Annotated in this window: 16 protein-coding genes; 5 read left to right on the top strand and 11 right to left on the bottom strand. The window is 65.1% G+C overall.

Annotation, left to right across the window (positions count from 1 at the left end; translation table 11 throughout):
* The first annotated feature begins 431 nt into the window (after positions 1 to 431).
* Positions 432 to 2,132 carry a class I adenylate-forming enzyme family protein gene (locus ACIQ3B_RS13915; RefSeq protein ID WP_397403560.1) on the top strand — a complete coding sequence of 567 codons (1,701 nt, stop codon included), beginning with the start codon at positions 432 to 434 and terminating at the stop codon, positions 2,130 to 2,132.
* 134 nt (positions 2,133 to 2,266) lie between these two features.
* Here the strand turns inward: ACIQ3B_RS13915 and ACIQ3B_RS13910 are convergent, their stop codons facing one another.
* Positions 2,267 to 2,539: a hypothetical protein gene (locus tag ACIQ3B_RS13910; protein ID WP_397403558.1), complete on the bottom strand. Its 273-nt coding sequence runs from the start codon at positions 2,537 to 2,539 to the stop codon at positions 2,267 to 2,269.
* Between the two features lie 112 nt (positions 2,540 to 2,651).
* Between ACIQ3B_RS13910 and sppA the strand changes: the two genes are divergently transcribed.
* A complete protein-coding gene (gene sppA / locus ACIQ3B_RS13905; RefSeq protein ID WP_397403556.1) occupies positions 2,652 to 4,430 on the top strand; it encodes a signal peptide peptidase SppA in 1,779 nt (592 codons plus the stop codon).
* Between the two features lie 26 nt (positions 4,431 to 4,456).
* Here sppA and ACIQ3B_RS13900 read toward each other — a convergent pair whose 3' ends face one another.
* On the bottom strand, positions 4,457 to 5,722 hold the full coding sequence (locus tag ACIQ3B_RS13900) for an aspartyl/asparaginyl beta-hydroxylase domain-containing protein (protein ID WP_397403554.1): 1,266 nt from the start codon (positions 5,720 to 5,722) through the stop codon (positions 4,457 to 4,459).
* Between the two features lie 110 nt (positions 5,723 to 5,832).
* Positions 5,833 to 8,805, bottom strand: coding sequence for a TonB-dependent receptor domain-containing protein (locus ACIQ3B_RS13895; RefSeq protein WP_397403552.1), 2,973 nt, complete (start codon positions 8,803 to 8,805; stop codon positions 5,833 to 5,835).
* A gap of 346 nt (positions 8,806 to 9,151) precedes the next feature.
* On the opposite strand from ACIQ3B_RS13895, the gene ACIQ3B_RS13890 reads away from it, so the two are divergent.
* Complete coding sequence (locus ACIQ3B_RS13890; RefSeq protein WP_397403550.1) at positions 9,152 to 9,685, top strand: hypothetical protein; 534 nt, start codon at positions 9,152 to 9,154, stop codon at positions 9,683 to 9,685.
* Positions 9,686 to 10,073: 388 nt separating this feature from the next.
* Here the strand turns inward: ACIQ3B_RS13890 and ACIQ3B_RS13885 are convergent, their stop codons facing one another.
* The 3 genes from ACIQ3B_RS13885 to ACIQ3B_RS13875 all read right to left on the bottom strand — a co-directional run bounded on the left by ACIQ3B_RS13885 (position 10,074) and on the right by ACIQ3B_RS13875 (position 13,640).
* Positions 10,074 to 10,970 carry an ABC transporter permease gene (locus ACIQ3B_RS13885; RefSeq protein ID WP_397403548.1) on the bottom strand — a complete coding sequence of 299 codons (897 nt, stop codon included), beginning with the start codon at positions 10,968 to 10,970 and terminating at the stop codon, positions 10,074 to 10,076.
* The gene (gene oppB, locus ACIQ3B_RS13880; RefSeq protein WP_397403546.1) at positions 10,967 to 11,890 is read right to left on the bottom strand and encodes an oligopeptide ABC transporter permease OppB; all 924 of its coding nucleotides are present in this window, start codon (positions 11,888 to 11,890) and stop codon (positions 10,967 to 10,969) included. The genes ACIQ3B_RS13885 and oppB overlap by 4 nt, the downstream gene beginning before the upstream one ends.
* A gap of 103 nt (positions 11,891 to 11,993) precedes the next feature.
* Complete coding sequence (locus ACIQ3B_RS13875) at positions 11,994 to 13,640, bottom strand: peptide ABC transporter substrate-binding protein (RefSeq protein ID WP_397403544.1); 1,647 nt, start codon at positions 13,638 to 13,640, stop codon at positions 11,994 to 11,996.
* A gap of 112 nt (positions 13,641 to 13,752) precedes the next feature.
* Here ACIQ3B_RS13875 and ACIQ3B_RS13870 point away from each other — a divergent pair, with 112 nt between their 5' ends.
* Positions 13,753 to 14,160 (top strand): TIGR01244 family sulfur transferase, encoded by a 408-nt coding sequence (locus ACIQ3B_RS13870; protein ID WP_397403542.1) that lies wholly within the window; start codon positions 13,753 to 13,755, stop codon positions 14,158 to 14,160.
* A complete protein-coding gene (locus ACIQ3B_RS13865) occupies positions 14,157 to 15,056 on the top strand; it encodes an MBL fold metallo-hydrolase (protein WP_397403540.1) in 900 nt (299 codons plus the stop codon). Before ACIQ3B_RS13870 ends, ACIQ3B_RS13865 begins: the two co-directional genes overlap by 4 nt.
* On the opposite strand, the gene ACIQ3B_RS13860 is transcribed toward ACIQ3B_RS13865, so the two are convergent.
* The 5 genes from ACIQ3B_RS13860 to pdxH form a co-directional block, all read right to left on the bottom strand.
* A complete protein-coding gene (locus ACIQ3B_RS13860; protein ID WP_397403538.1) occupies positions 15,053 to 15,574 on the bottom strand; it encodes a GNAT family N-acetyltransferase in 522 nt (173 codons plus the stop codon). The two genes, ACIQ3B_RS13865 and ACIQ3B_RS13860, sit on opposite strands and share 4 nt — an antisense overlap.
* 7 nt (positions 15,575 to 15,581) lie before the next feature.
* Positions 15,582 to 17,111: an acetyl-CoA acetyltransferase gene (locus tag ACIQ3B_RS13855; protein WP_397403536.1), complete on the bottom strand. Its 1,530-nt coding sequence runs from the start codon at positions 17,109 to 17,111 to the stop codon at positions 15,582 to 15,584.
* Positions 17,112 to 17,196: 85 nt separating this feature from the next.
* A complete protein-coding gene (locus ACIQ3B_RS13850) occupies positions 17,197 to 18,843 on the bottom strand; it encodes a long-chain-fatty-acid--CoA ligase (protein WP_397403534.1) in 1,647 nt (548 codons plus the stop codon).
* A gap of 82 nt (positions 18,844 to 18,925) precedes the next feature.
* Positions 18,926 to 20,410: an AAA family ATPase gene (locus ACIQ3B_RS13845; protein ID WP_397403532.1), complete on the bottom strand. Its 1,485-nt coding sequence runs from the start codon at positions 20,408 to 20,410 to the stop codon at positions 18,926 to 18,928.
* The coding region (pdxH, locus tag ACIQ3B_RS13840) for a pyridoxamine 5'-phosphate oxidase (RefSeq protein ID WP_397403530.1) at positions 20,407 to 20,937 on the bottom strand (531 nt) is incomplete at its 5' end. The genes ACIQ3B_RS13845 and pdxH, both read right to left, overlap by 4 nt.

Here is a 20,937-nt window from a genome sequence, read left to right as displayed (position 1 = left end):
CAGCCGGTGGCGCGATCTGCCTGAGGCGCCGGACAATCCGCCGGATCAGGAAGATGATGACCCTGGCCACGAGGCATCCGGCGCCGCGCCACCGGTCGCCGACACCGGCTGATCTCGCCATCCCACCCCCGCGTGTCATCCCGGTTTTCGTGGAACACGAAAGACCGGGACCCAACCCGCCACCCGCGCCTGATCTGACTGGCGCGGCCCCGGCTTCCACGCCTCACCCAGCCCTGCGCCGCCGCGTCCAGGGGTCCCGGTCTTTCGCTTGCGCGAAAACCGGGATGACACCGCGTGGGTGGAGATCATCGACCCCGCTTCATGTGGAGTGACCGCACCAAAACCGGGGCTCGCGCTCTGCCGCCCTGTTGGCTATGACGAAACCCGAAGCCAGGTGCGCAGACGCCGGTGCGATTAGGGATAGGTCGACGATGCACTATATCGAGTTGAACAAGACCTGGGCCGAACTGACCGGCCCCGGCGCGCCCTTCGAGGTGGCCGAGATCGAGGTGCGGGGCGCGCCGCTCCGGGCCTTCAGGAATGCGCCGCCCAATGTGCGCGCCGTCTGGCTCTCCACCGCCCCCTTCGCCGAGCGCGACTACCTCGTCTATGGGGACGAGCGCCTGACCTATGCCCAGTCCCACGCTCAGGTGGCCGCTGTCGCCAACTGGTTGCTGGCTCAGGGTGTGCAGCCCGGCGACCGGATCGCCATCGCCATGCGCAATTTCCCGGAGTGGATGCTGATCTACTGGGCCTGCGCCTGCCTGGGCGTGGCCGTGGTCGGCATGAACGCCTGGTGGACCGCCGCCGAGATGGCCTATGGTTTCAATGACGCCCAGCCCAAGATCGTGTTCGCCGACGCCGAACGGATCGCCCGGATCGCCGAACAGCCGGACATGCTGGGCGCGTCCCGGCTGGTGGCCGTGCGCGTCGACACCCTCCCGACCGGCGCGACGCCCTGGTCGGAGGTCATCGCCCAGGGCGGCGACCTGCCCGCGGTCGACGTCGATCCCGACGCCGACATGTGCATCTTCTACACCTCCGGCACCACGGGCTTTCCCAAGGGCGCACAGCTCACCCACCGCGGCTGTGTGTCAAACCTGATGAACATGATGTTCTCTGGCCAGGCTCACACGCTCGCCACCCAGCGCGCCACAGGCGTGGTTCCCGACCCCACGGCCGTGCCGCCCATCCCGGTCACCCTGATCACAACGCCGCTGTTCCACGTGACCGCCAACAACTGCGCCGCCTATGCCACGACGGCCGGCGGCGGCAAGATGGTGCTGATGTACCGGTGGGACGCCGGCGAGGCCCTGAAGCTGGTGGAACGCGAGCGGATCGGCTCGGTCAGCGGCGTGCCCGTCATGGCGCGCGAACTGGTCACCCATCCGGACTTCGCCAAATACGATACCTCCAGCCTGCTCTCCGTGGGCGGCGGCGGGGCCCAGTTGCCGCCGGATCTGGTGGCCAAGATTGACGGCACGGTGGCCACTGCCCGGCCCAACACCGGCTACGGCATGACCGAGACGTGCGGGATCATCACCTCGATCTCCGGCGATTTCTTCGTGGACAAGCCGGCCAGCTGCGGCCGCGCCATGCCCACCTTCGAGACCCGGGTCGTGGGCGACGACGGCCAGGTCCTGCCCCCCGGCCAGCCGGGCGAGCTCTGGGTCAGGGGCGCGCCGGTCATCAAGGGCTACATCAACCGCCCGGAGGCCACCGCTGATTCCATTACAGAGGGCTGGCTCCATACAGGCGACGTCGCCTATCTGGACGAGGAAGGCTTCATCTTCCTGGTCGACCGCAAGAAGGACATGGTCCTGCGGGGCGGCGAGAACATCTACTGCGCCGAGGTCGAGGCCGTCCTCTATCAGCACGACGCGGTGGCCGAATGCAGCGTGTTCGGCGTGCCGGATGACCGTCTGGGCGAGGAAGTGGGGGCCGCCGTGGTCGCCCGCCCGGGCATGAGCCTCAACGCCGACGCGTTGCGCGCGCACTGCGCCAGCGTCATGGCCAAGCACAAGATCCCCCGCTACATCTGGGTTCTGGACAGCTCGATCCCCCGCAACGCCAACGGCAAATTCCTCAAGCGCGAACTTCGCGAAACCCTGGACGTGAAGGACGCTGTCTAGAGCCTGTCCGGTTCAGATGGAATCATCTGAACCGGATAAACAGGCTCGTTATCAAATGTTTAGAGCACAACGGGCGCTTCAACCGGTATCCACTTCAAGCTGTCGTGCTCTAGGCGGTCGGCGGGCTTTCCCGTTCAATCCTCCTCGTCGTCAACCTCTTCGCCAGGGTCGCGATCCAGAACCACAAACGCCTCGTGAAACCGCTTGAGCCCCGCCACAGACGCCTGCACTCGCGCGGTCGCCCCCGCCGCGTCCCCCTGGTTGCTGCTGATCACCGCCAGGTTCGTGCTGGCGATGGCGTCGGCCAGGGCCTGCAGGCAGGCTTTCAGTGCGACCAGATCCTCGGCCACCGCCCCGTCGTCGGCGTCTTCTTCCACCGGATCAATGAAGCCCGAAATGTCTACCATCTGTGTTGTTCCTGACTGACCTGAAACGACCTCTACCCTACCGGCTTTGCCGGCGCCCCATTCTATGCGAGAGGCGGATATCAACCTCGGCGCAAATCACCAGACCGGACGCATGAAGCAGTTTCTGATCACGACAGCCGGAGTATTCACAGGTTTGCTGATCTTCCTGATCGGGGTGCCTATCCTGATCATCAGCCTGGCGGTTTCAGCAACCGCGCCAGCACCCCTGCCGGGCAAGGCGGTGCTTGAGCTGGACTTGCGTGGGCCGTTGAATGACCAGTCCCCGCACAACCCCCTGCTGGGGCTCGGAGGCGGCGCCGAGTCCGTCATGTCGATCATCTCCACCCTGAAGCGGGCCGGGACCGACGACCGGGTCAAGGGTCTGCTGGTTCGGCTGCCCGAAGGTGGCATCGAGCCCGGCATGGCCGACGAGATCCGGCTGGCCTTCAAGCAGTTCCGCGCCGCCGGCAAGCCGATCTACGCCCACAGCCAGGGCATCTATCCCGCCGGCATCGTGACGACCACATACATGCTGGGCGCTGCTGCCGATCAGCTCTGGATGCAGCCCGGCGCCTCCCTTCAGGTGACCGGCGTGGCCACCGAGGACCTGTTCTTCAAGCGCTTCTTCGACAAGTACGGCGTCGTGCCGCAGTACGAGCAGCGCTATGAGTACAAGAACGCCGTCAACGGCTACCTCTTCAGCGACTACACACCCGCCCACCGCCAGTCCCAGCTCTCCTGGATCGGCTCCGTCTACGGCTCCAACCTCGGCTTCGCCGCGCAGGACCGCAAGACCGACCCGGCGGGCCTGCGCACGGCGCTCGAGGCGGGCCCCTATCTGGCCGATGACGCGCTCAAGCTGAAGCTCATCGACCGGTTGGGCCAGGTTCGCGAAACCGAGCAGGCCCTGCTGGACAAGGCGGGCGACGGCGCAAGGACCATAGATTTCCACGACTATGCCGACAGCCATCAGGAAGGCGACGGCAAGATCGGCGACTCCATCGCGGTGATCGAAGCCGAGGGCGCCATCCTGACCGGGCGAGATCAGGGATCCAACCCCTTCACCGGCGGCGCGACGATCTACTCGGACGATCTGGCAGGCGCGATCCTGTCCGCGGCCAGGACCGAGGCGGTGAAGGCCATTGTGCTCCGGGTCAATTCGCCCGGCGGATCGGATACCGCCTCGGAACAGATCCTCGACGCCATCCGGGTAGCCAAGGCGGCGGGCAAGCCCGTGGTCGTGTCGATGGGCAGCTACGGCGCCTCAGGCGGCTACTGGATCGCCTCGGAGGCCTCGGCCATCATCGCCCAGCCCACCACGCTCACCGGCTCGATCGGCGTCTTCGGCGGCAAGTTCGCCCTCGGCCCGGCGTTGGAAAAGTTCGGCGTGGATGTGCGCCAGACCGGGGTCGGCGGCGAGTACGCCGGCGGCTTTGGCCTTGGCCAGCCGTTCACCGCGACCCAGCGGGCAGCCTTCGGCGGCTGGATGGACCGGATCTACGAGACCTTCATCGTCCGTGTGGCGACCGGTCGCAAAATTCCGGTCGAGCGGGTGCGCGAGCTCGCCAAGGGCCGCGTCTGGACCGGCGAACAGGCTCGCACGCTGGGCCTGGTCGATGAGCTGGGCGGCTTCTATCAGGCCGTCGACAAGGCCAAGGCTCTGGCGGGCCTCAAGGGCGAGATCCAGTTGCGCCGGATGACGCCCAGCGAAGGGGCCTTCGAGACGCTACAGCGGGCGCTCGGCGTCTCCGCCATGTCGGCGCGCACGCTGGCGGCGGCGGCTTGGGTGTTTGGCGACCCGCGGTCGCAGGCGCTTCTGGATCAGGTGAGCGAAGCCAGGCTGCGCGGTGAAGGCCATGGCATGGTGCTGGCGCCCACGCCTCTGCGTTAGGAGAGCCGGTCACGGCCGGCCGACTCTCAGGGCTCGCTGTTGAAGTCGCGAGCGGCCATGGTCATCGCCTCGACCATCTCGCGTTCGGCGAGCGAGAGCAGCGGGTTCCAGACATCGAAAATCAGGACCGTGCGCGGCAGGTCGCTGTCGTTGCGCGCCTCATGCTCGATCGTATCGTCAAAGATCAGCACCTCACCCTCGGTCCAGGTGCGGTGTTCGAAACCGACCCGGTAGGTGCAGTCAGGTGGCACGATCAGGGGCAGGTGAACGACCAGGCGGGCATTGGTCTCGCCGTGGTGAGGCGGGATCTGGGTATGGGGCGCCAGCACCGAGAACATGGCGTTGGGGCAGAGGCCGCCGATCCGGGCCATCTGCACCGCCTCAAGGGCCTGGGCCGTGCGCGGACAGCGCGCCAGGTTCTCAGGCACACGCTCACCGCCGCGCCACAGGGGATAGGTGCTCCAGCGCTCCGAGTGGTTCAGGTCGATCCACTGGTTGACGGGCTCACCGCGATTGTAGGCGATGTAGGGTGAAAACCCGGTCTGCGCCGTCTGCTGAACCGCCAGCAACTCTTCGCGGATGGCTGGCGTGGCGGCTTCGATCCCGGCCACCCAGTCAAAGTCCCCACGATCAAAGAACGGGATCGCCGGGAGGCGGGGCACGGTCAGCTGATTGGATTCCGACCGGTAGGCCTGGATGCGGCCGGTCATGATCGCGGCGGACTCCGCCCAGCGGCCCGACGCTGCGACCTCGAGGGCGGCGCGGGGGCCGGCCAGGGTGGCCTCCAGATAGGCGGCGAACGCCTGGGTGTGAGCCTCGACGCAGGTGCGCGCATGGGCCAGTTGCGGCCGCAGCGCGTCAGGCCAATGGGTCTCGGGCGGCGCGATCCTGAGCGCATCACGATAGACATTGGCGGCGGCGCGGGTCTGGTTCTGTCGCTCCAGGAAGGCGGCCTTGGTCAGCAGACCGGGCAGATAGTAGGGGTCGACCGCCAGACAGTCGTTGATGGTCAGCCACTCGTTCTCTGTATCGCCCTGCTCGCGCTGGACAACGCTGGCGGTCATCAGGATCAGGGGATCCATGGGCGAGGCCAGGTGAGCTGCACGCAGGAACTCCAGAGCGCCCGACAAATCGCCGCGTTGGAAGGCGTGAACGCCCAGGCTGTAAAGGGCCTGAGGGTGATCGGGCGCAAGGCTGTAAACCTGTCCCCAGAGACGCTCGGCGTCCTGCCAGCGTCCGGCGTTGGCGGCCTGGCCTGCCGCCTGGGCGAGCGCGTTCACCTGATCGGTCATCCGTCTTTCCATCCTGCCGGCCATACTGCCCGATGGCGGTACCAAGCCCGGGCCAAAAAGAAAACGGCGGGCTTTCGCCCGCCGCTTCCCAAATCAGACTGCGGTTTGGATCAGAAGCGCAGGTTCAGACCGAACGAGAACACGCGGCCCAGGGTGTCGTAGTCGCCCGGGAAGGTGTTGCCGCTGTTGGACGCCGTGGTGCCCGCTTCGTTACCAACGATCGGGGCGGCCTTGTTGAAGACGTTGGCCACGGCAGCGCTCACCTTGACGGCGTCGTTGATCGCGTAGCTCGCCGACAGGTCGAACCAGCTGTAGGCCTTGATCCGCTGGAATTGCGGGAAGGTCGCGGCCTTCTGGTTCGGCGCAACGTCGAGGGCGTCGACATAACGCCACAGGTAGGACAGTTGCAGGTCGCCAACCGTCCAGGAGGTGCGCTGCGAGAAGCGGAACTCGTGGGTCGGGGCGCACTGGGTGCTGAACACACCAACGCAGTCGATGACCGGAGTGGCGCTGCCGCTCTGGCGCTCATTGGTCAGGTAGTAGTTACCCGTCCACTGGAAGGCCAGGCTGCCCCACTTCTCGTCAAGACCCAGCTGGGTCATATCGACACCGAAGGCAACCGAACCTTCGATACCCGAAGCTTCCGAGCTCTTCAGGTTGGTCGTGAACAGCTCGATACCCGAGGCCGGCGAGGCGATGTCGCCGTTGACGCGGCGGATCAGGAGGCACGAAGCCGCATCACCGGCCGTGTAGCACTGGTCCAGGACTTCCTGAGCCTGGAACAGGCCGATCGTGCCCGAGATATCGATCTTGTAGTAGTCGACCGAGATCGCGAGGTTGCGCAGCGAGGGCACAAAGTTCGGCTGCCAGACAACACCGATCGTGGTGGAGTCAGCCTTTTCAGGGTTCGGCAGACGGGTGAGGTTCGTCCCTTCGAAAGTGCTGACCTGACCCGAAACGATGTCCTGGATCGTTCCGACCTGAGCGGCCGTCTGGCCGGTCGAGATGCAGAGCGCGCGCAGGGCCGGCGAGATCGGGCTGCGGTTGCCGGAGGAGCAGGGGTCAAAGGTGGCGTTGCGAAGCCCGCTGACCTGTGGCGCGGCCAGTTCACCCACGTTCGGGGCGCGGGCGGCGCGCTGCTGCATGAAGCGGAACCGCAGACCGTCCATCGGCTCGTAGTTCAGGCCGTACTTCCAGGTCTTGTTGACGCCCGAAGGATCGTAGTCCGAGTAGCGGTAGCCGAACTCGAGATCCAGAGACTTGGCCCAGGACTGGTCCGCGGCGATCTGCAAGATCCCTTCGCCGAAGACTTCCTTGACGCTGTAGCCACCCGCGATGGGAAGCTGGTTGCCACCGGCGCCGCCGAGGCAGCTGGTCGGGGCGAGCTTCAGGCATTCGTCGGGCTCGGAATTGCCGAACTCTTCGCGATACTCAGCACCGACGCTGATCGCGAGCGGAACAGCAGCCAGCGGGCTCTTGATCGCGTTGATCGGACCGCCGATGTTGGCCGAGGCCAGCTGCTGGGTGTAGTTGCTCTTCAGGATGCCGACGGCGCCCGAGTAGGCGGCCATGGCCGGGGTGATCGCACCGAACGGACCAAAGATGTCGATCGGCACGCATCCGCCGCCGGAACGGCAGGTAGTGGTGCTGGTTGCGTTCAGCGCGTTGCCGAAGCTGGTGACGTTGGTGTAGCCGGCGCGCACTTCCGTACGGCTGGATTCACCGCGGGAGGCCGAAACATCCCAGTTCCACTCTTCGATGCCGAACGGGTTGTCGCCGCGCAGGCCGAAGACCAGCTGGTAGTAGTTGGTTTCGTAGGTCGACGACCGCGCGCCAAGCTCGCCCGTCCGGCGGCGGACCACCAGGTTCAGGTCGTCGGCCGCATCGATCACGCCGTTGGCGTTCAGGTCGCGGAAGTTCGCGGCCGTGAGCGTGCCGGCAACGCGCGCGGCGTTGGCGGCGGTGATCAGGGTGTTGCGCTGCGCCGCCGAGAGGAACGGGTTGGACAGCGGGACAAAGAACGCGTTGCCGAAGATGCCCGAGGGGGCGATCTGCTGGCGCACGTTCGTGCGGGTGAACATCGTCCGGGCGTAGGCCTCGATGGTGTCGGTCACTTCATAGTGGCCGAGCGCCGTGGCGCTGAAGCGCTCCGAAGGAGTCTGGTAGTAGTTGAAGGGGTTGAAGTTGAACACCGAGCAGTTGTTGCCCAGGGTGCGATCGTCACGCACCTGGAAGGCGCCCGTCGCTGCCGGAACGCCGACCAGAGCCAGGCGCGTCGGGACCGTGGTGGTGGAACCGCCGAAGTTGGTGGGCACCGAGCCGGGGCCGCCGCAGTTTGCAGGTTCCGGGGGCGAAGTTACGCCGAGGCCACCGCCGGTGGCGCTGACGATGCCGACCTGGCCGATGGCGCGGTCGCCGAGCAGAACCGGCTCACGCTTGGAATAGCCCAGGCTCATCGCGATGTTGCCCTTGTCGTCGGGGCTGTTCACACCGAGGGTCAACGAGGCGCGGTAGGTGGCGCCGTCCTTGGCGCCCGTCTGACTGTAGCCGGTATCGAGCTCGATGCCTTCGAAGTTCTTCTTGAAGATGAAGTTCACAACGCCGGAGATGGCGTCCGAGCCGTACACCGCCGAGGCGCCGCCGGTGATGACGTCCACGCGCGCGAGCAAAGCGGTCGGAATCACGGAAACGTCTACCTCGCCGTCTTCGTTGTAGGGCGTGAGGCGCTTGCCATCGATCATGATCAGGTTGCGCTGCGGGCCCAGGCCGCGGAGGTCGACCGTGGTCGCGCCGGCGGTACCATTGTTACGGGCCGGGTTGTCGCCGGGGATCGTCGAGGGCAGGAAGCGGAGCACCTGCTCGACTTCCGAGGTCTGCTGCAGGCGGATTTCGTCGGCACCGATCGAGGTGATCGGGCTGGCCGACTCCAGGCCCGGCGTCTTGATGCGCGAACCGGTGACGACGACTTCTTCGATTTCCTCAGCGCCCGCCTGGGCGTTCGCCTGAGTTGTGAGGCCCATCAGGGCGACGCCGCAGATCATGGAAGACGCCAACAGGCGCTCCCGCATGGATTTGAATATCACGTTTCTGGTCCTCCAGCGTCGCTGCCTGCCCGGCAGCCGCTTCCCACACAAAGAAGGTCCCAGGCACAATACGCACCCGGTTAGGCCGGAGTTACGAGTTGAGAGGCGGGATGGTCAACGTACATTAGCGTCCTGCAATGTTTCGGGCGCCGACCTGTCGCATTCTAGTCACAGATTGCCAGACCAGTGGGGTTTGCCGGCAAGGTTTCAGCAAGGAGCGTTGCCGCGCGGGGCGATTGATCGAACTTTGTGGCCTCAAACGGTCGGAATTGCGACAGGTTGCGCATCCCCCCCGGCCCCGCCTAACAAGGTCACAGGTATCATTTTGCATCGGGAAGGCATGACCATGCGTGCGATCGGACTGGGCCTGGCAGCGATTCTGGCACTCGGGGCGGCGGGCGCCGACGCGCAGGTTCGGCCCCGTGATCGCGCCGGGGCCATCCAGAAACTGATCGACTGCCGCGCACTCACCGACAACGCCGCACGACTGGCCTGCTACGACACTACCGCCGCAGCGCTCGACCAGGCCGAGGCCAAGGGCGATATCGTGGTAGTCGACCGAGAACAGGTGAAGGAGGTGCGCAAGCAGGCCTTCGGGTTCAGCCTACCATCGCTCAACGTGTTCAACCGGGGCGAAAAGGCCGAGCGCGAAGCGCCGCTGGATCGCATCACCGCGAAACTCACGAACGCTTATCGCAACAGCGGCGGCAAGTGGGTGATGCAACTGGAGGACGGCGCGGTCTGGGTGCAGACAGACACCGAACCCCTGCCCCGCGGCGCCAAGGCCGGCTCCACCGTCGAGATCCGCCAGGCGGCGCTCGGCAGCTTCCTTGTGAACGTGGACGGGCAGCGCGCGATCCGGGCCAACCGGTCGAAGTAGGCGCCCGTCGCCGAGGCCGGTTGGCAGAGTTCGTTTCTCCTCCTCCGTTGGAGCCTACCGGATTCACACCGTGGCTCGAGGCCACGATTGTCCTTCGCCTCTTGTGGGATTGTTGCGCACTCCAGCGTGACCGAGAGTCTCAGACTCCAAGGTGCTCAAGACCCCCTTCGCCCCTTGTGGGAGAAGGTGGCAGGCGAAGCCTGACGGATGAGGGGTCACGCCAATCTATCGGAATGATTGCAAGGACTTGCTTGAGAGATTTATCGACCCCTCATCCGAGCCGCTTGCGCGGCCCACCTTCTCCCACAAGGGGCGAAGGATTCTTTCGGCCGGCACACCGAAGTGTGAATTCCGCAGTTCCGCCGGGGGAGGAGACCTTTAGGCTGGGCTACCGGTCCTTGGGGTCGATGGCGTCGCGCAGGCCGTCGCCGATGAAGTTGAAACTCATCAGCGTCATCACCATCACCAGCGACGGGAAGATCAGGAGCCAGGGCGCCAGTTCCATATCGGAGGCGCCCCCTGCGATCAGGGCCCCCAGCGAGGCCATGGGCGGCTGCACGCCCAGGCCCAGGAAGCTGAGGAAGCTCTCGGCCAGGATCACGGCCGGGATGGTCAGCGTCACATAGACCACCACAGGACCCAGCAGGTTGGGCACGATGTGACGGAAGATGATGGCGCCACGGTTCAGGCCTGCCGCACGGGCGGCCTCGACGAACTCCTTGTTCTTCAGCGTCAGCGTCTGGCCACGGACAATCCGGCTCATGGTCAGCCATTCCACGGCGCCGATGGCCACGAAGATCAGGATGATGTTGGAGCCGAAGGTGACCATCAGCAGGATCACGAAGAAGATGAACGGCAGGGAATAGAGGACATCCACGAAGCGCATCATCACCTCGTCCAGCTTGCCGCCGACGTAGCCGGCCACCGCGCCCCAGGCGACGCCGATCACCAGCGAGACGAAGGTCGCCACGAAGCCGATGGCCAGCGAGACCCTGAGGCCCACCAGCAAGCGGGTCAGCAGGTCGCGACCGAGGGCGTCCGAGCCCATCAGGTGGCCGCCTTCAAGCGGCGGCAGCCAAACGTCAGACTTGTTGACCTCATCATAGGTGAAGGGGCTGAGCCAAGGGCCCACTGCGGCGGCCACCACCAGCAGGCCGAGCACGATCATGCCCGTCACCGCCGCCCTGTTGCGCATGAGGCGGCGGCGGGCGTCTTCCCACAGGCTACGCCCCTGAACGGCGGCCGCCTTGGTGATGGTTTCGGCGCGAGTGCTGGCGAAGGTCATGCGAGGCGCACCCGGGGATCGAGAACGGCGTAGAGCAAGTCTGCGATCAGGTTCAGCAACAGGATCAATCCGGCATAGAAGATCACCATCCCCATCACCACGGTATAGTCGCGCTGCAAGGCGCTGATCACGAAGAACTTGCCCAGGCCCGGCAGGTTGAAAATCTTCTCGACAACCAGCGAACCGGTGATCAGCCCCGCGCATGCCGGCCCGAGATAGCTGACCAATGGAAGGATGGCGGCGCGAAGCGCATGTTTGCGCACGATCAGCCATTCCGGCAGGCCCTTGGCCCGGGCGGTGCGGATGTAGTTTGAGTGCAGCACCTCGATCATGCCGGCCCGGGTGAGGCGCGAGATGATGGCGATCTGTGGCAAGGCCAGCACGACCACAGGCAGGACCATGTTCGGCAAGGCGCCATCGTTCCAGCCCGCTGTCGGCAGCCAACCCAGCTTGGACGCGATCCCCAGCACCAGCAGGGGCGCCGTCACAAAGGTCGGAATACAGACCCCCAGGATGGCGATGGTCATCACCACATTGTCCGTCATCCGATTCTGTCGCAGCGCCGCCATCACCCCCAGACTGACCCCGATGACAGAGGCGATGGCGATGGCGAAGAAGCCGAGCCGCAGCGAGACCGGATAGTTCTCCTTGACGATGTCCAGCACCGTCTTGTCGCGATACTTCAATGAGGGACCCAGGTCGCCCTGGACCACACCGGCCAGATAGTCGACGTACTGCTGGCCGAGCGGCTTATCCATTCCGTACTGCGCCAGAACGTTGGCCTCGATCTCGGGCGAAAGCTTGCGGTCCATGTCGAACGGACTGCCGGGCGCCGCGCGCATCATGAAGAAGGCGGCGGTGATCACCAGAAACAGGGTCGGGATCGCGACCAGAAGACGCCGGCCGATGTATTGCAGCATGGACGCTGAAAAGCCTTTTACTATGAGCGTGCGGGGCGCCGGTTTGCGTGAAACTTCCACCCGCCCCGGCTGATGTCAACGAAGGTCAGGACGGCGAGCAGATTCAGGCTTCGGGCGCCTTGGGCGCGCCCTTTACACACAGGAACTGGGTGGGGTGGATGTCACCGAGGTTGGCGACCCACCCGGTGACTCGGGGGCTGACCAGGTTCTTGTTCACGTAGAAGAACACCGGCGCGATCGTGGCGTCGTCCAGCATGATGCGTTCGGCCTTCGCCAGGTAGCCAGCCCGGACCGCGGCATCGGGTTCATTGTCAGCCTTCTTCAGAAGGGCGTCGAAGGCGGGGTTCTTGTAGTCGCCGTAGTTCTGGGCGCCGGTGGTGGAATTCATCAGGTAGAGGAACGTCATCGGATCGTTGTAGTCGGCGACCCAGGCCGCATCGCCGACCTCGAAGTCCCTCGCGCGGTAGGCCGCATAGGCGATCTGGGGTTCGTTCTGGGCCAGGCGGGCCTCAACGCCGATGGACTTCCAGTCGGCCTGGATGGCCGGCATGATCAGACTGGGGTCGGCGGAATTGCGGTGCTTGATCTCGATCTTGAGCGGCCGGCCCGGACCGTAGCCGGCCTCGGCCAACAACCGGCGCGCTTCGGCCTGACGTTTTTCAAATGGCCATGCCGCCCACTCGGGGGGCCGTACGGCCTGATAGTTCGCAACGCCCGGCGGCACGAAGGTGTACGCGGGCTGCTGGCCGCCGCGCATCAGCTTCTTCGTGATGAACTCACGGTCGATCGCCATCGCCAGAGCACGTCGGACCCGAACATCGCGCAGGGCCACGACGCTGTTGTTGTAGGTAAGATACGAGACGCCCAGGTAGGTGTGGGTGCGCACGTAGCCGGGCATCTGCTCCCGCAGAAGCGCGATGCGGTTGGACTGGATGTCGGCGTTCATATCGAGTTCGCCGTTGCGGACCTGGCGCTCGGCCGTGATGTTGTCCGTCGTCGGGTAGTAGGAAATCTGGTCCACACAGACCTTGGCCGCATCCCAGTAGCGAGGATTTTTCACCGCCTTGATCCGGTCTCCCAACTTCCAGCTGACAATGGTGTAGGGGCCGTTGGAGACATAGTGCTCGGGCCTGGACCAGGCGTTTCCGTGCTTTTCGACCACATGCTTTGGCACTGGGTACATCGTCTGGTGCTTGGCCAGTTGCAGCAGGTAGGGCGCCGGATGCTCAAGGCGGATTTCCAGAATGCGGGGCGTGACCGCGCGCACGCCGAGCGTCTCCAGCGCCGCCCTGCCCTCGTTGACCGCCTGGGCGCCCAGGATGGGATAGAGCAGCGAGGCGTACTCGGCGGCCGTCGCCGGGTTCAGGATTCGCCGCAGCGAAAACACGAAATCATCGGCGGTGACCGGCACGCCATCCGACCAGACGGCGTCGCGCAGATAGAAGGTCCAGGTCAGGCCATCGGCGCTGGTTTCCCACCGTTCCGCCGCACCCGGGGCTACTTTGTCGCTGGCGTCGGCCATGGTCAGGCCCACCATACTGTCCAGCAGCACCCGGTGATCACCGACGCCGGACACCTTGTGTGGATCGAGCGAAAGGACCTCGACGCCATTGCCGGCCCGGAGGCAGACCTTCCCCGCCGGACAGTCGTCGACCTTGGACGTTCCGGGCGAGCAGCCCTGCAACAGAAGGATGGCGCTGGCGAACCCGAGGGTGAGACTGACGAGATTGCGACGGAACGGGCGATACATGAACGCGAAAACGCCTCTATGGTCGGACTTAAATGTGGCCGGGCGTTGCGAAACTTTCACCCGACCCCGATGATGTCAACGAAGCGCCCGCAAACCACAGGCCATGGACCCAATGAGCGACTTTCGACGTGTCACCGATGACCTCTCCGTGGCGCCGCAGATCTCCCTGGCCGACGTGGCCGAGGCCGCGCGCCTGGGATTCAAGACCCTGATCAGCAACCGGCCCGACGGCGAGGATCCAGGACAGCCCAGCGCGCGCGAGATAGCTGCGGCCGCTGCAGAGGCGGGAATTCCCTTCTACCATATTCCCATACGCGGCGCGCCGACGCCCGAACAGGTCGAGGCGACCAGACTGCTCCTGCAGGATGCCGAGACTCCGGTGCTGGCGTTCTGCCGATCCGGCACCCGCTCCATCGTCACATGGTCGATCTGTCAGGCGACCTTCGGCGCCATGGATCGCGGCGAACTGGTCGCCCTCGGACGGCAGGCCGGCTACGACCTGTCGGGCGTGCTCGGATGATCCCCTATGTCCGCGACATCGAGGTGGTCTATGGCCGCTGCGATCAGGTCTCGCCCCTGATCCGGCGCGTGACCGCCAACAACCCGGGCCCCTTCACCTTCAAGGGCACCGGCACCTACATAGTGGGCAAGGGTGAGGTGGCAGTCATCGATCCCGGCCCGGACGACCCGGCGCACCTCGAGGCAATCCTGGCGGCTGTGGCCGGCGAGCGCGTCACCCACATCCTGATCACCCACCACCACTCCGACCACTCGCCTCTGGCCGGCGCGCTGAAGGCCGCGACTGGAGCGACGATCTACGGCTGCGCGGTCGCCGGGCACGAGGTAGAGGACACCGGCGAAGTGAAAATGGAAGCTGGTCACGATCTCGATTTCCGGCCCGACGTGAGCCTTTGCGGCGGCGGCGCAGTCTCCGGTCCTGGCTGGACGATCGAGGCGATCCCGACGCCGGGTCACACCTCCAATCATATCTGCTTCGCGCTGAAGGAAGAGAACTGCCTCTTCTCGGGAGATCACATCATGGGATGGTCCACGACGGTAATCACCCCGCCCGACGGCGACATGGGCGACTATCTGGCCAGTCTCGCCAACATCGAAGCCCGCCATTTCACGACGCTCTGGCCAACCCACGGTCCGCCAATCCGCGAGGTAGACGCCTTCATCGCCGCCTACACCGCCCACCGACACGAACGCGCCAACCAGATCCTGCGCGCGCTGGAGGCGGGGCCGGGCCGCATCCGGGATCTGGTGCCGCGTCTCTATGCCGATGTCGACCCCAGGCTGTGGCCTGCGGCATCCAGGTCCATGCTGGCGGCGATCCTCTACCTGAGTGGCGAGGGCAAGATCGTAGCCATCGATAACGCCGGGTCGGATAGCGAGTACCGGTTGGCGGACTAGATTGGCTTCTCCAGCATCTCAAAGAACAGGTCGGCGCGCGTGGGCGTTCCAACCCGTGGATCGCCATAGGGAAACGCGCCGGTCTCGCCGGTGAGCGCGTAGCCGCGCCGCTGGTACCAGGCGATCAGCTCATTGCGCTGGTGGATCACCGATATGCGGATGCGGCGGGCGCCGTGAGTGCGAGCATAGTCTTCGGCGGCGGTAAGGATGATCCTACCCAACCCCGCGTCCTGATGGTCCGGGCTGACGGTAAGCATGGCCAGGTACCAGACGCCGTCGTCCGAGGAATCAAGCCGGACATGGCCCAGATGCTCGCCGCTCCCATTGCGCGCCACCAACAGGTTTGCCGCCGGATTGGCGAGGTCGTCGCGCAGCAAGGCCTCGTCGATACGCTGACCGCTGATGATGGTTTCCACTTTCCAGGCGGCCTGCCCGGCCGGCGCGCGGTAGGCGCGGTTGGTCAGGGCGATAATCGCCGGGTAGTCGGCTTCGTTCGCAGGCTGCAGATTGAGATTCACGCGCGCCTCAGGCTGGCTGGAAGTCGGTGAGGACGCGCCGCCCCTCCGGGTCACTACGGCAGGCGATGCGGGCGCCCAGTGGCTCGGCGGCGATCATCGCCCGGGCCTGGCCTGCGTCCACCGGATCGGTCATTGCCAGGAAGCGCGCGCCGGCGGCGTCGCGAGCGACCACCACCCCGGCAGGCGCCTCTCGGCTGTAGTCGATCGTATAGGTCTCCACGATGCCGGAGGTCGCCTCGCCCGCCAACGGCGGCGCGGGCCAGCCATCGACCTCGGCCTGCAGCGCGGTGCTGGAGAACCCGCGCCAAGCTGTCGGTCGGGTCGAATAGATGCCCACAGAATACTTCGACAGGAACCCGCCATTGGCCGCAATCAGACCGAAGGCGCTGTCGGCCTCCCGTAATGCCCGGATCATGCTGGAGATGGCGTGCATCGAGTAGTTGTTGCCAGCCCCGCCGAAGAACGGCAGTCCGCCGGTCATGGTCAGCGGGCGCCGATCATTGCCTGCGATGCCCAGGCCGTCGCGCACGGCGAAGACAGCAATCGGAAAGCAGCTATAGAGGTCAAACAGCGCCAGATCGTCCACGCCGACGCCAGCACTCGCCAGCGCCTGCCGCGCCGCCATCACAGCAGCGGGATAAGCGGCCATGTCCTTGCGCTCCATGGGCATGCGCTCGGCAGCGTCTGCGCCGCCGTGCAGATAGACCCAGCGGTCCTGAGGCACGCCCAGGGCACGCGCCTGGCCCGCCGAGGCGATCAGAACGGCGGCGCCTTGATTGGCCTGGTCACGGGCAATCATCCGTCGCGGGAAGGGGTCGGCGATCAGCCGATTGCGCGGCGTGACCGTCGCCAGGGCCTCGGCGTCGAACACCTCCTGTGACATGGCGTGCGGGTTGGTCGAGGCGACCGTCGTGAACGGCGCGAACAACCGGCCCATTTCCAGCGCGTAGTTGGCGCGGTCCAGGCCACGCTGGCCGCGTCTGGCATTCTCGAACAGGGCATAATGGGCGATGGCTGTACGCACGCCATGTGCGCGCAAGTCCAGAGAGGAGAGCGGCGGTCCGAAGCCACGATCCTCCAACTGGCCGCCCAGCGTCTCCGTCCAGTCGCGCGTCTCGCCTTTTCCTGCGAGATGCCGAACTGTGGAGATAGCTTCCGAGCCGCAGATCAGAGCCATCTGCAATTCGCCCCGCCCAATTTCCTGGGCGAGTTCGTTCACCAGGTGCTGAGGTCCTTGCCCGCCCACCGGCTCCAGGATCGCCCGCGCCGGATCCGCTCCGATCCGGCGGGCGACGCCGCGCGGAAAGTTATCAGTACGCCCGAATGGCACGGGCGCATTGGGTCCCGACACCTCGAACTGTCGGATCGCCGCCAGCGTCTGGATCGCAGCGGCGACCCCCCGCCCGCCCGCATCCGAGACCGCCGCCGCAGCCGCCCGGGAGGCTAGTTCCACCGGCGAAAGAGCCTCGTAGTCCGCAGAATCAATCCGCTCGGACGCCTCTCCGACACCGATGATGATGGGGGTGTGATCGTCCACCGCGAACTCCGGTCCAAGGCCTGCTTTGCCGCGTCTCGTTTGACGGGCTACGCGGGCGATGTCCAGAGATCAGGAACGAAGTGGATCACGCCTTCTCGACTGCCTTCGCACCCGGCAGGACATAGTCCTTCATCCGGTCGCGGATCAGCTTCTTGTCGATCTTGCCGGTGGCGCCCAGCGGGATGTCGTCGACGAACACCACATCATCCGGCGTCCACCACTTGGCGATCTTGCCTTCGAGAAAGGCCAGGAATTCGTCCTTTGTGCTCTCGGCGCCTGGGTTCAGCTTGACCAGCAAGAGCGGCCGCTCGTCCCATTTCGGGTGATAAACACCGATCACCGCGGCAAGAGCGGCCTTGGGATGGCCCACGGCGATGTTTTCAATCTCGATCGTGGATATCCATTCGCCGCCGGACTTGATCACGTCCTTCGCCCGGTCGGTGATCTGCATATAGCCATAGCCATCAATGGTGGCGACGTCTCCTGTGTCGAAGAAACCCTCGGAGTCCAGGATCTCGCCGCCGTCGCCCGCAAAGTATTGTCCGACCACGAACGGGCCCTTCACCTTCAGCTTGCCGAAGGTTGTTCCGTCATGAGGCAGGCGTTGGCCTGCATCGTCCTCGAGCTTCAGGTCGATGCCAATAGGCGGGCGCCCCTGTTTCAGGGTAAAGCGCAGCTGATCCTCAGCGTTCATCGCAGCCACCGCAGCATTGGGGTTGGCCAGTGTCCCCAGGGGCGAGGTCTCGGTCATTCCCCAGGCGTGGGTGACAGACACGCCATACTCATCGCGGAACCCGCGCACGATGGCTTCCGGCACCGCCGAGCCGCCGATCACAACGCGCTTCAGGGTCGAGAGCTTTCCGTTGGTTTCACGAAGGTGGGTCAACAGCATCTGCCACACCGTGGGCACCGCCGCCGAGAAGGTGACACCCTCGCTTTCAAGCAACTCATGTACCGACGCGCCGTCCAGCTTCGCCCCCGGCATCACCAGCTTGGCGCCGGCCGCGGGGCACGAAAACGCCAGACCCCAGGCGTTGGCGTGGAACATCGGCACCACCGGAAGCACCGTGTCCGTCGCCGAAAGGCCCATGACGTCCTTGCTCATGGTGACAAGGGTATGGATGAAGTTGGAGCGGTGCGAATAGAGCACGCCCTTGGGATTACCCGTCGTGCCGGAGGTGTAGCAGAGACCAGACGGCAGGGTTTCCGCAAAGCCACCCCATAAACAGTCAGCCGAATGCTGCTCCACCAGGGTCTCGAAGCAGAGTGCGCCAGGCAAATCGACACCCTTCATGCCCGCCTCGTCGGTCATGACGACGATATGTTTGATGGTAGGCATTTGCGCGCGCAACTGCGCCACGATGGGTACGAAGGTCAGATCCGTGAACAGCACCTGATCCTCGGCGTGATTGACGATGTAGACCAGCTGTTCGACGAACAGCCGCGGGTTCAGGGTATGGCAGACGGCCCCAATCCCCATTATGCCGTACCAGGCCTCGATGTGGCGGCCGGTGTTCCAGGCCAGGGTCGCGACACGGTCGCCAACCTGCACGCCCATGCCCTTGAGCGCATTGGAAATTCGCTTCGCTCGCTCGTGGATCTGCGCGTAGTTCGTCCTGACGATGGGGCCTTCCACCGACCGGCTGACGACCTCGCGGTCAGGATGCCAGCCCTTGGCGTGGTCGAGGATTTTGTCGACCGTGAGCGGCCAATCCTGCATCAGGCCCAGCATAGGTGTTCGTCTCCGAAGAACTCGTGTGTGTTGTTGCTGGGCGAGAATTAGTCAGCGCGGACGTGTTTCGCAATGCGGTCCTTCAGGGTTCGGACCGGACCCAGGCTCGCGCGGCTTCCTCCGTTGACCCGGAGACGTCTACCTTCGGCCAATGCAGAGGACCAAGATCGCGCCGGAGTTGCTCGCGCAAGACCGCAATCGTGGCATCGGAAGCATCGCCTGTACGGCTGGCGACGCGAGCTTCCAACACCTCGGACGGGGCTTGCAACCAAGCGGCCCGTAAGGGGACACCGGCGTCGAGCGCCAGCGCTTCGGCCCGCGCTCTCTGTGCGGGTTCCATGAAGCTGGCGTCAAGAACCACTGAACACCCTGCCGCCAGCAAAACGCGCGCGTTGGCGAACATCTCGTCGTAGTTTCGGGCATAGGCGTCGGGCGCATAGCTCTCAGACCCGGCGGGCATGATTGCGGGCTGCTTCAGCAATCGCTTTCGAACCTCGTCGGTCCGCAGGATCACCGCGCCCGGAGAGGCGCCCAGCAACGGCGCGGCAACTCTTGAGAAGGTCGACTTGCCCGCCCCTGCCAAGCCCCCCACGGCTACCAGCAAAGGGGCCTTTGGCGCCAGGTGCGCGATGGCGGCTTCCACATATGCCCGCGCCGTGTCCGGATCGTCGCTGTGCGCAGTGACATGGGCACGAACGCCGGCGCGAACAGAGAGCATGAGGGGCAGAAGCGCCACACCCGCCCAAAGATCCGACGGGAAGCTACGCGCGGCCTCATCCAGGTACGCCGAAAGCGCCCGCACGGCCGCGTCCCGGCGGCCGCGAAAATCGAGATCCATCAACAGGAAGGCGAGATCGTACAGTACATCCAGATCCGAGAGGACATCGTTGAACTCGATGCAGTCGAACAAAACCGGGCCGTCATCCCTCAACAGGATGTTACCCAGATGCAGATCCCCGTGGCAGCGGCGAGCGTAACCGGTGGCGGCGCGATGGGCCAACAGCGCCGACCTTTTCTCCAGTTCGGTCTCGGTCAATGCGATCATGATCTCGACCCTGGACTGATCGAGTCCCGGGCAGGTTTCGCGCAACAGCCGGGCGTTGGAGCCTACCGTATAGGCTATCGCGGTTAGTCCGCCCTCGGGGCGGAGCGGGGCGTCGCGGTGATACCCGGCGATGGTTCGCCCCAGAGATTCAGACAGTTCGCCGGTGACCCGCTCAGGGCAGGCCGACAGCACAGCCTTCTCGTCGAAGCGCTGCATCTCCAGTACATGATCGATGGTGACACCGTCGCCATCCAGAGCGAGCGACCCGTCGGACTCGCGGGTGACCCGGCGGACCGCACGATAGATGTCCGGTGCGGCAGGCCGATTGAAGACCAATTCCCGATCCAGCGCCCAGAGGCGGCGTTCTACGGTGGAGAAGTCGACATAGCCCAGATCATCGTGGCGTTTGAGCTTCAGCGCCCGGTCCGGACCCAGGAAGACGTGGGCGCAGGCTGTGTCGATCGTTCGCTCGCTGAGCGGTGACAGCCAGGCGACGATCTCAGCTTCGAGTGCGCTCTTCAAGGAAACAGCCGGCGCGTGCTCCAGCCACCGTCGGCTCGGTCAAACACCAGTCTTTCATGAAGGCGGAACGGCCGATCCCGCCAGAATTCGATCGTTTCCGGCGCCAGGCGAAACCCGGACCAATGTGGCGGGCGCGGCACCTTGCCCAAACCGAAGCGCAGGCCCACTTCCGCAATCCGCTTTTCCAGCGCCAGGCGATCCGGCAAGGTCCGGGACTGTTCCGACGCCCAGGCCCCCATCTGAGCTGGTCGGGCGCGGGTGGCAAAATAGGCGTCAGCTTCTTCGTCACTAACCGACGTGACCGAACCCCTGAGCCGTACCTGACGGCGAAGCGACTTCCAGTGAAACATCATAGCCGCCTGGGGATTGGCCGCCAGTTCACGCCCCTTCGCGCTTTCCAGGTTTGTAAAGAATACAAAGCCGTCTGCATCGTATCCCTTGAGCAGCACCATTCGCACGTCGGGCATGCCAGACGCGTCAACGGTGGCGAGCGCCATGGCGTTGGCATCGTTAAGCTCCTTGACTCT

Source organism: Phenylobacterium sp. (genome assembly GCF_044358365.1).
Classification (GTDB): Bacteria; Pseudomonadota; Alphaproteobacteria; order Caulobacterales; family Caulobacteraceae; genus Phenylobacterium.
This window is presented reverse-complemented; position numbering and strand designations above follow the sequence as displayed.

Coding starts and splice junctions, on each gene's coding strand:
- ACIQ3B_RS13915 (WP_397403560.1), top strand. CDS start 432: ATGCACTATATCGAGTTGAACAAGACCTGGGCCGAACTGACCGGCCCC.
- ACIQ3B_RS13910 (WP_397403558.1), bottom strand. CDS start 2,539: ATGGTAGACATTTCGGGCTTCATTGATCCGGTGGAAGAAGACGCCGAC.
- sppA (WP_397403556.1), top strand. CDS start 2,652: ATGAAGCAGTTTCTGATCACGACAGCCGGAGTATTCACAGGTTTGCTG.
- ACIQ3B_RS13900 (WP_397403554.1), bottom strand. CDS start 5,722: ATGACCGATCAGGTGAACGCGCTCGCCCAGGCGGCAGGCCAGGCCGCC.
- ACIQ3B_RS13890 (WP_397403550.1), top strand. CDS start 9,152: ATGCGTGCGATCGGACTGGGCCTGGCAGCGATTCTGGCACTCGGGGCG.
- ACIQ3B_RS13885 (WP_397403548.1), bottom strand. CDS start 10,970: ATGACCTTCGCCAGCACTCGCGCCGAAACCATCACCAAGGCGGCCGCC.
- oppB (WP_397403546.1), bottom strand. CDS start 11,890: ATGCTGCAATACATCGGCCGGCGTCTTCTGGTCGCGATCCCGACCCTG.
- ACIQ3B_RS13875 (WP_397403544.1), bottom strand. CDS start 13,640: ATGTATCGCCCGTTCCGTCGCAATCTCGTCAGTCTCACCCTCGGGTTC.
- ACIQ3B_RS13870 (WP_397403542.1), top strand. CDS start 13,753: ATGAGCGACTTTCGACGTGTCACCGATGACCTCTCCGTGGCGCCGCAG.
- ACIQ3B_RS13865 (WP_397403540.1), top strand. CDS start 14,157: ATGATCCCCTATGTCCGCGACATCGAGGTGGTCTATGGCCGCTGCGAT.
- ACIQ3B_RS13850 (WP_397403534.1), bottom strand. CDS start 18,843: ATGCTGGGCCTGATGCAGGATTGGCCGCTCACGGTCGACAAAATCCTC.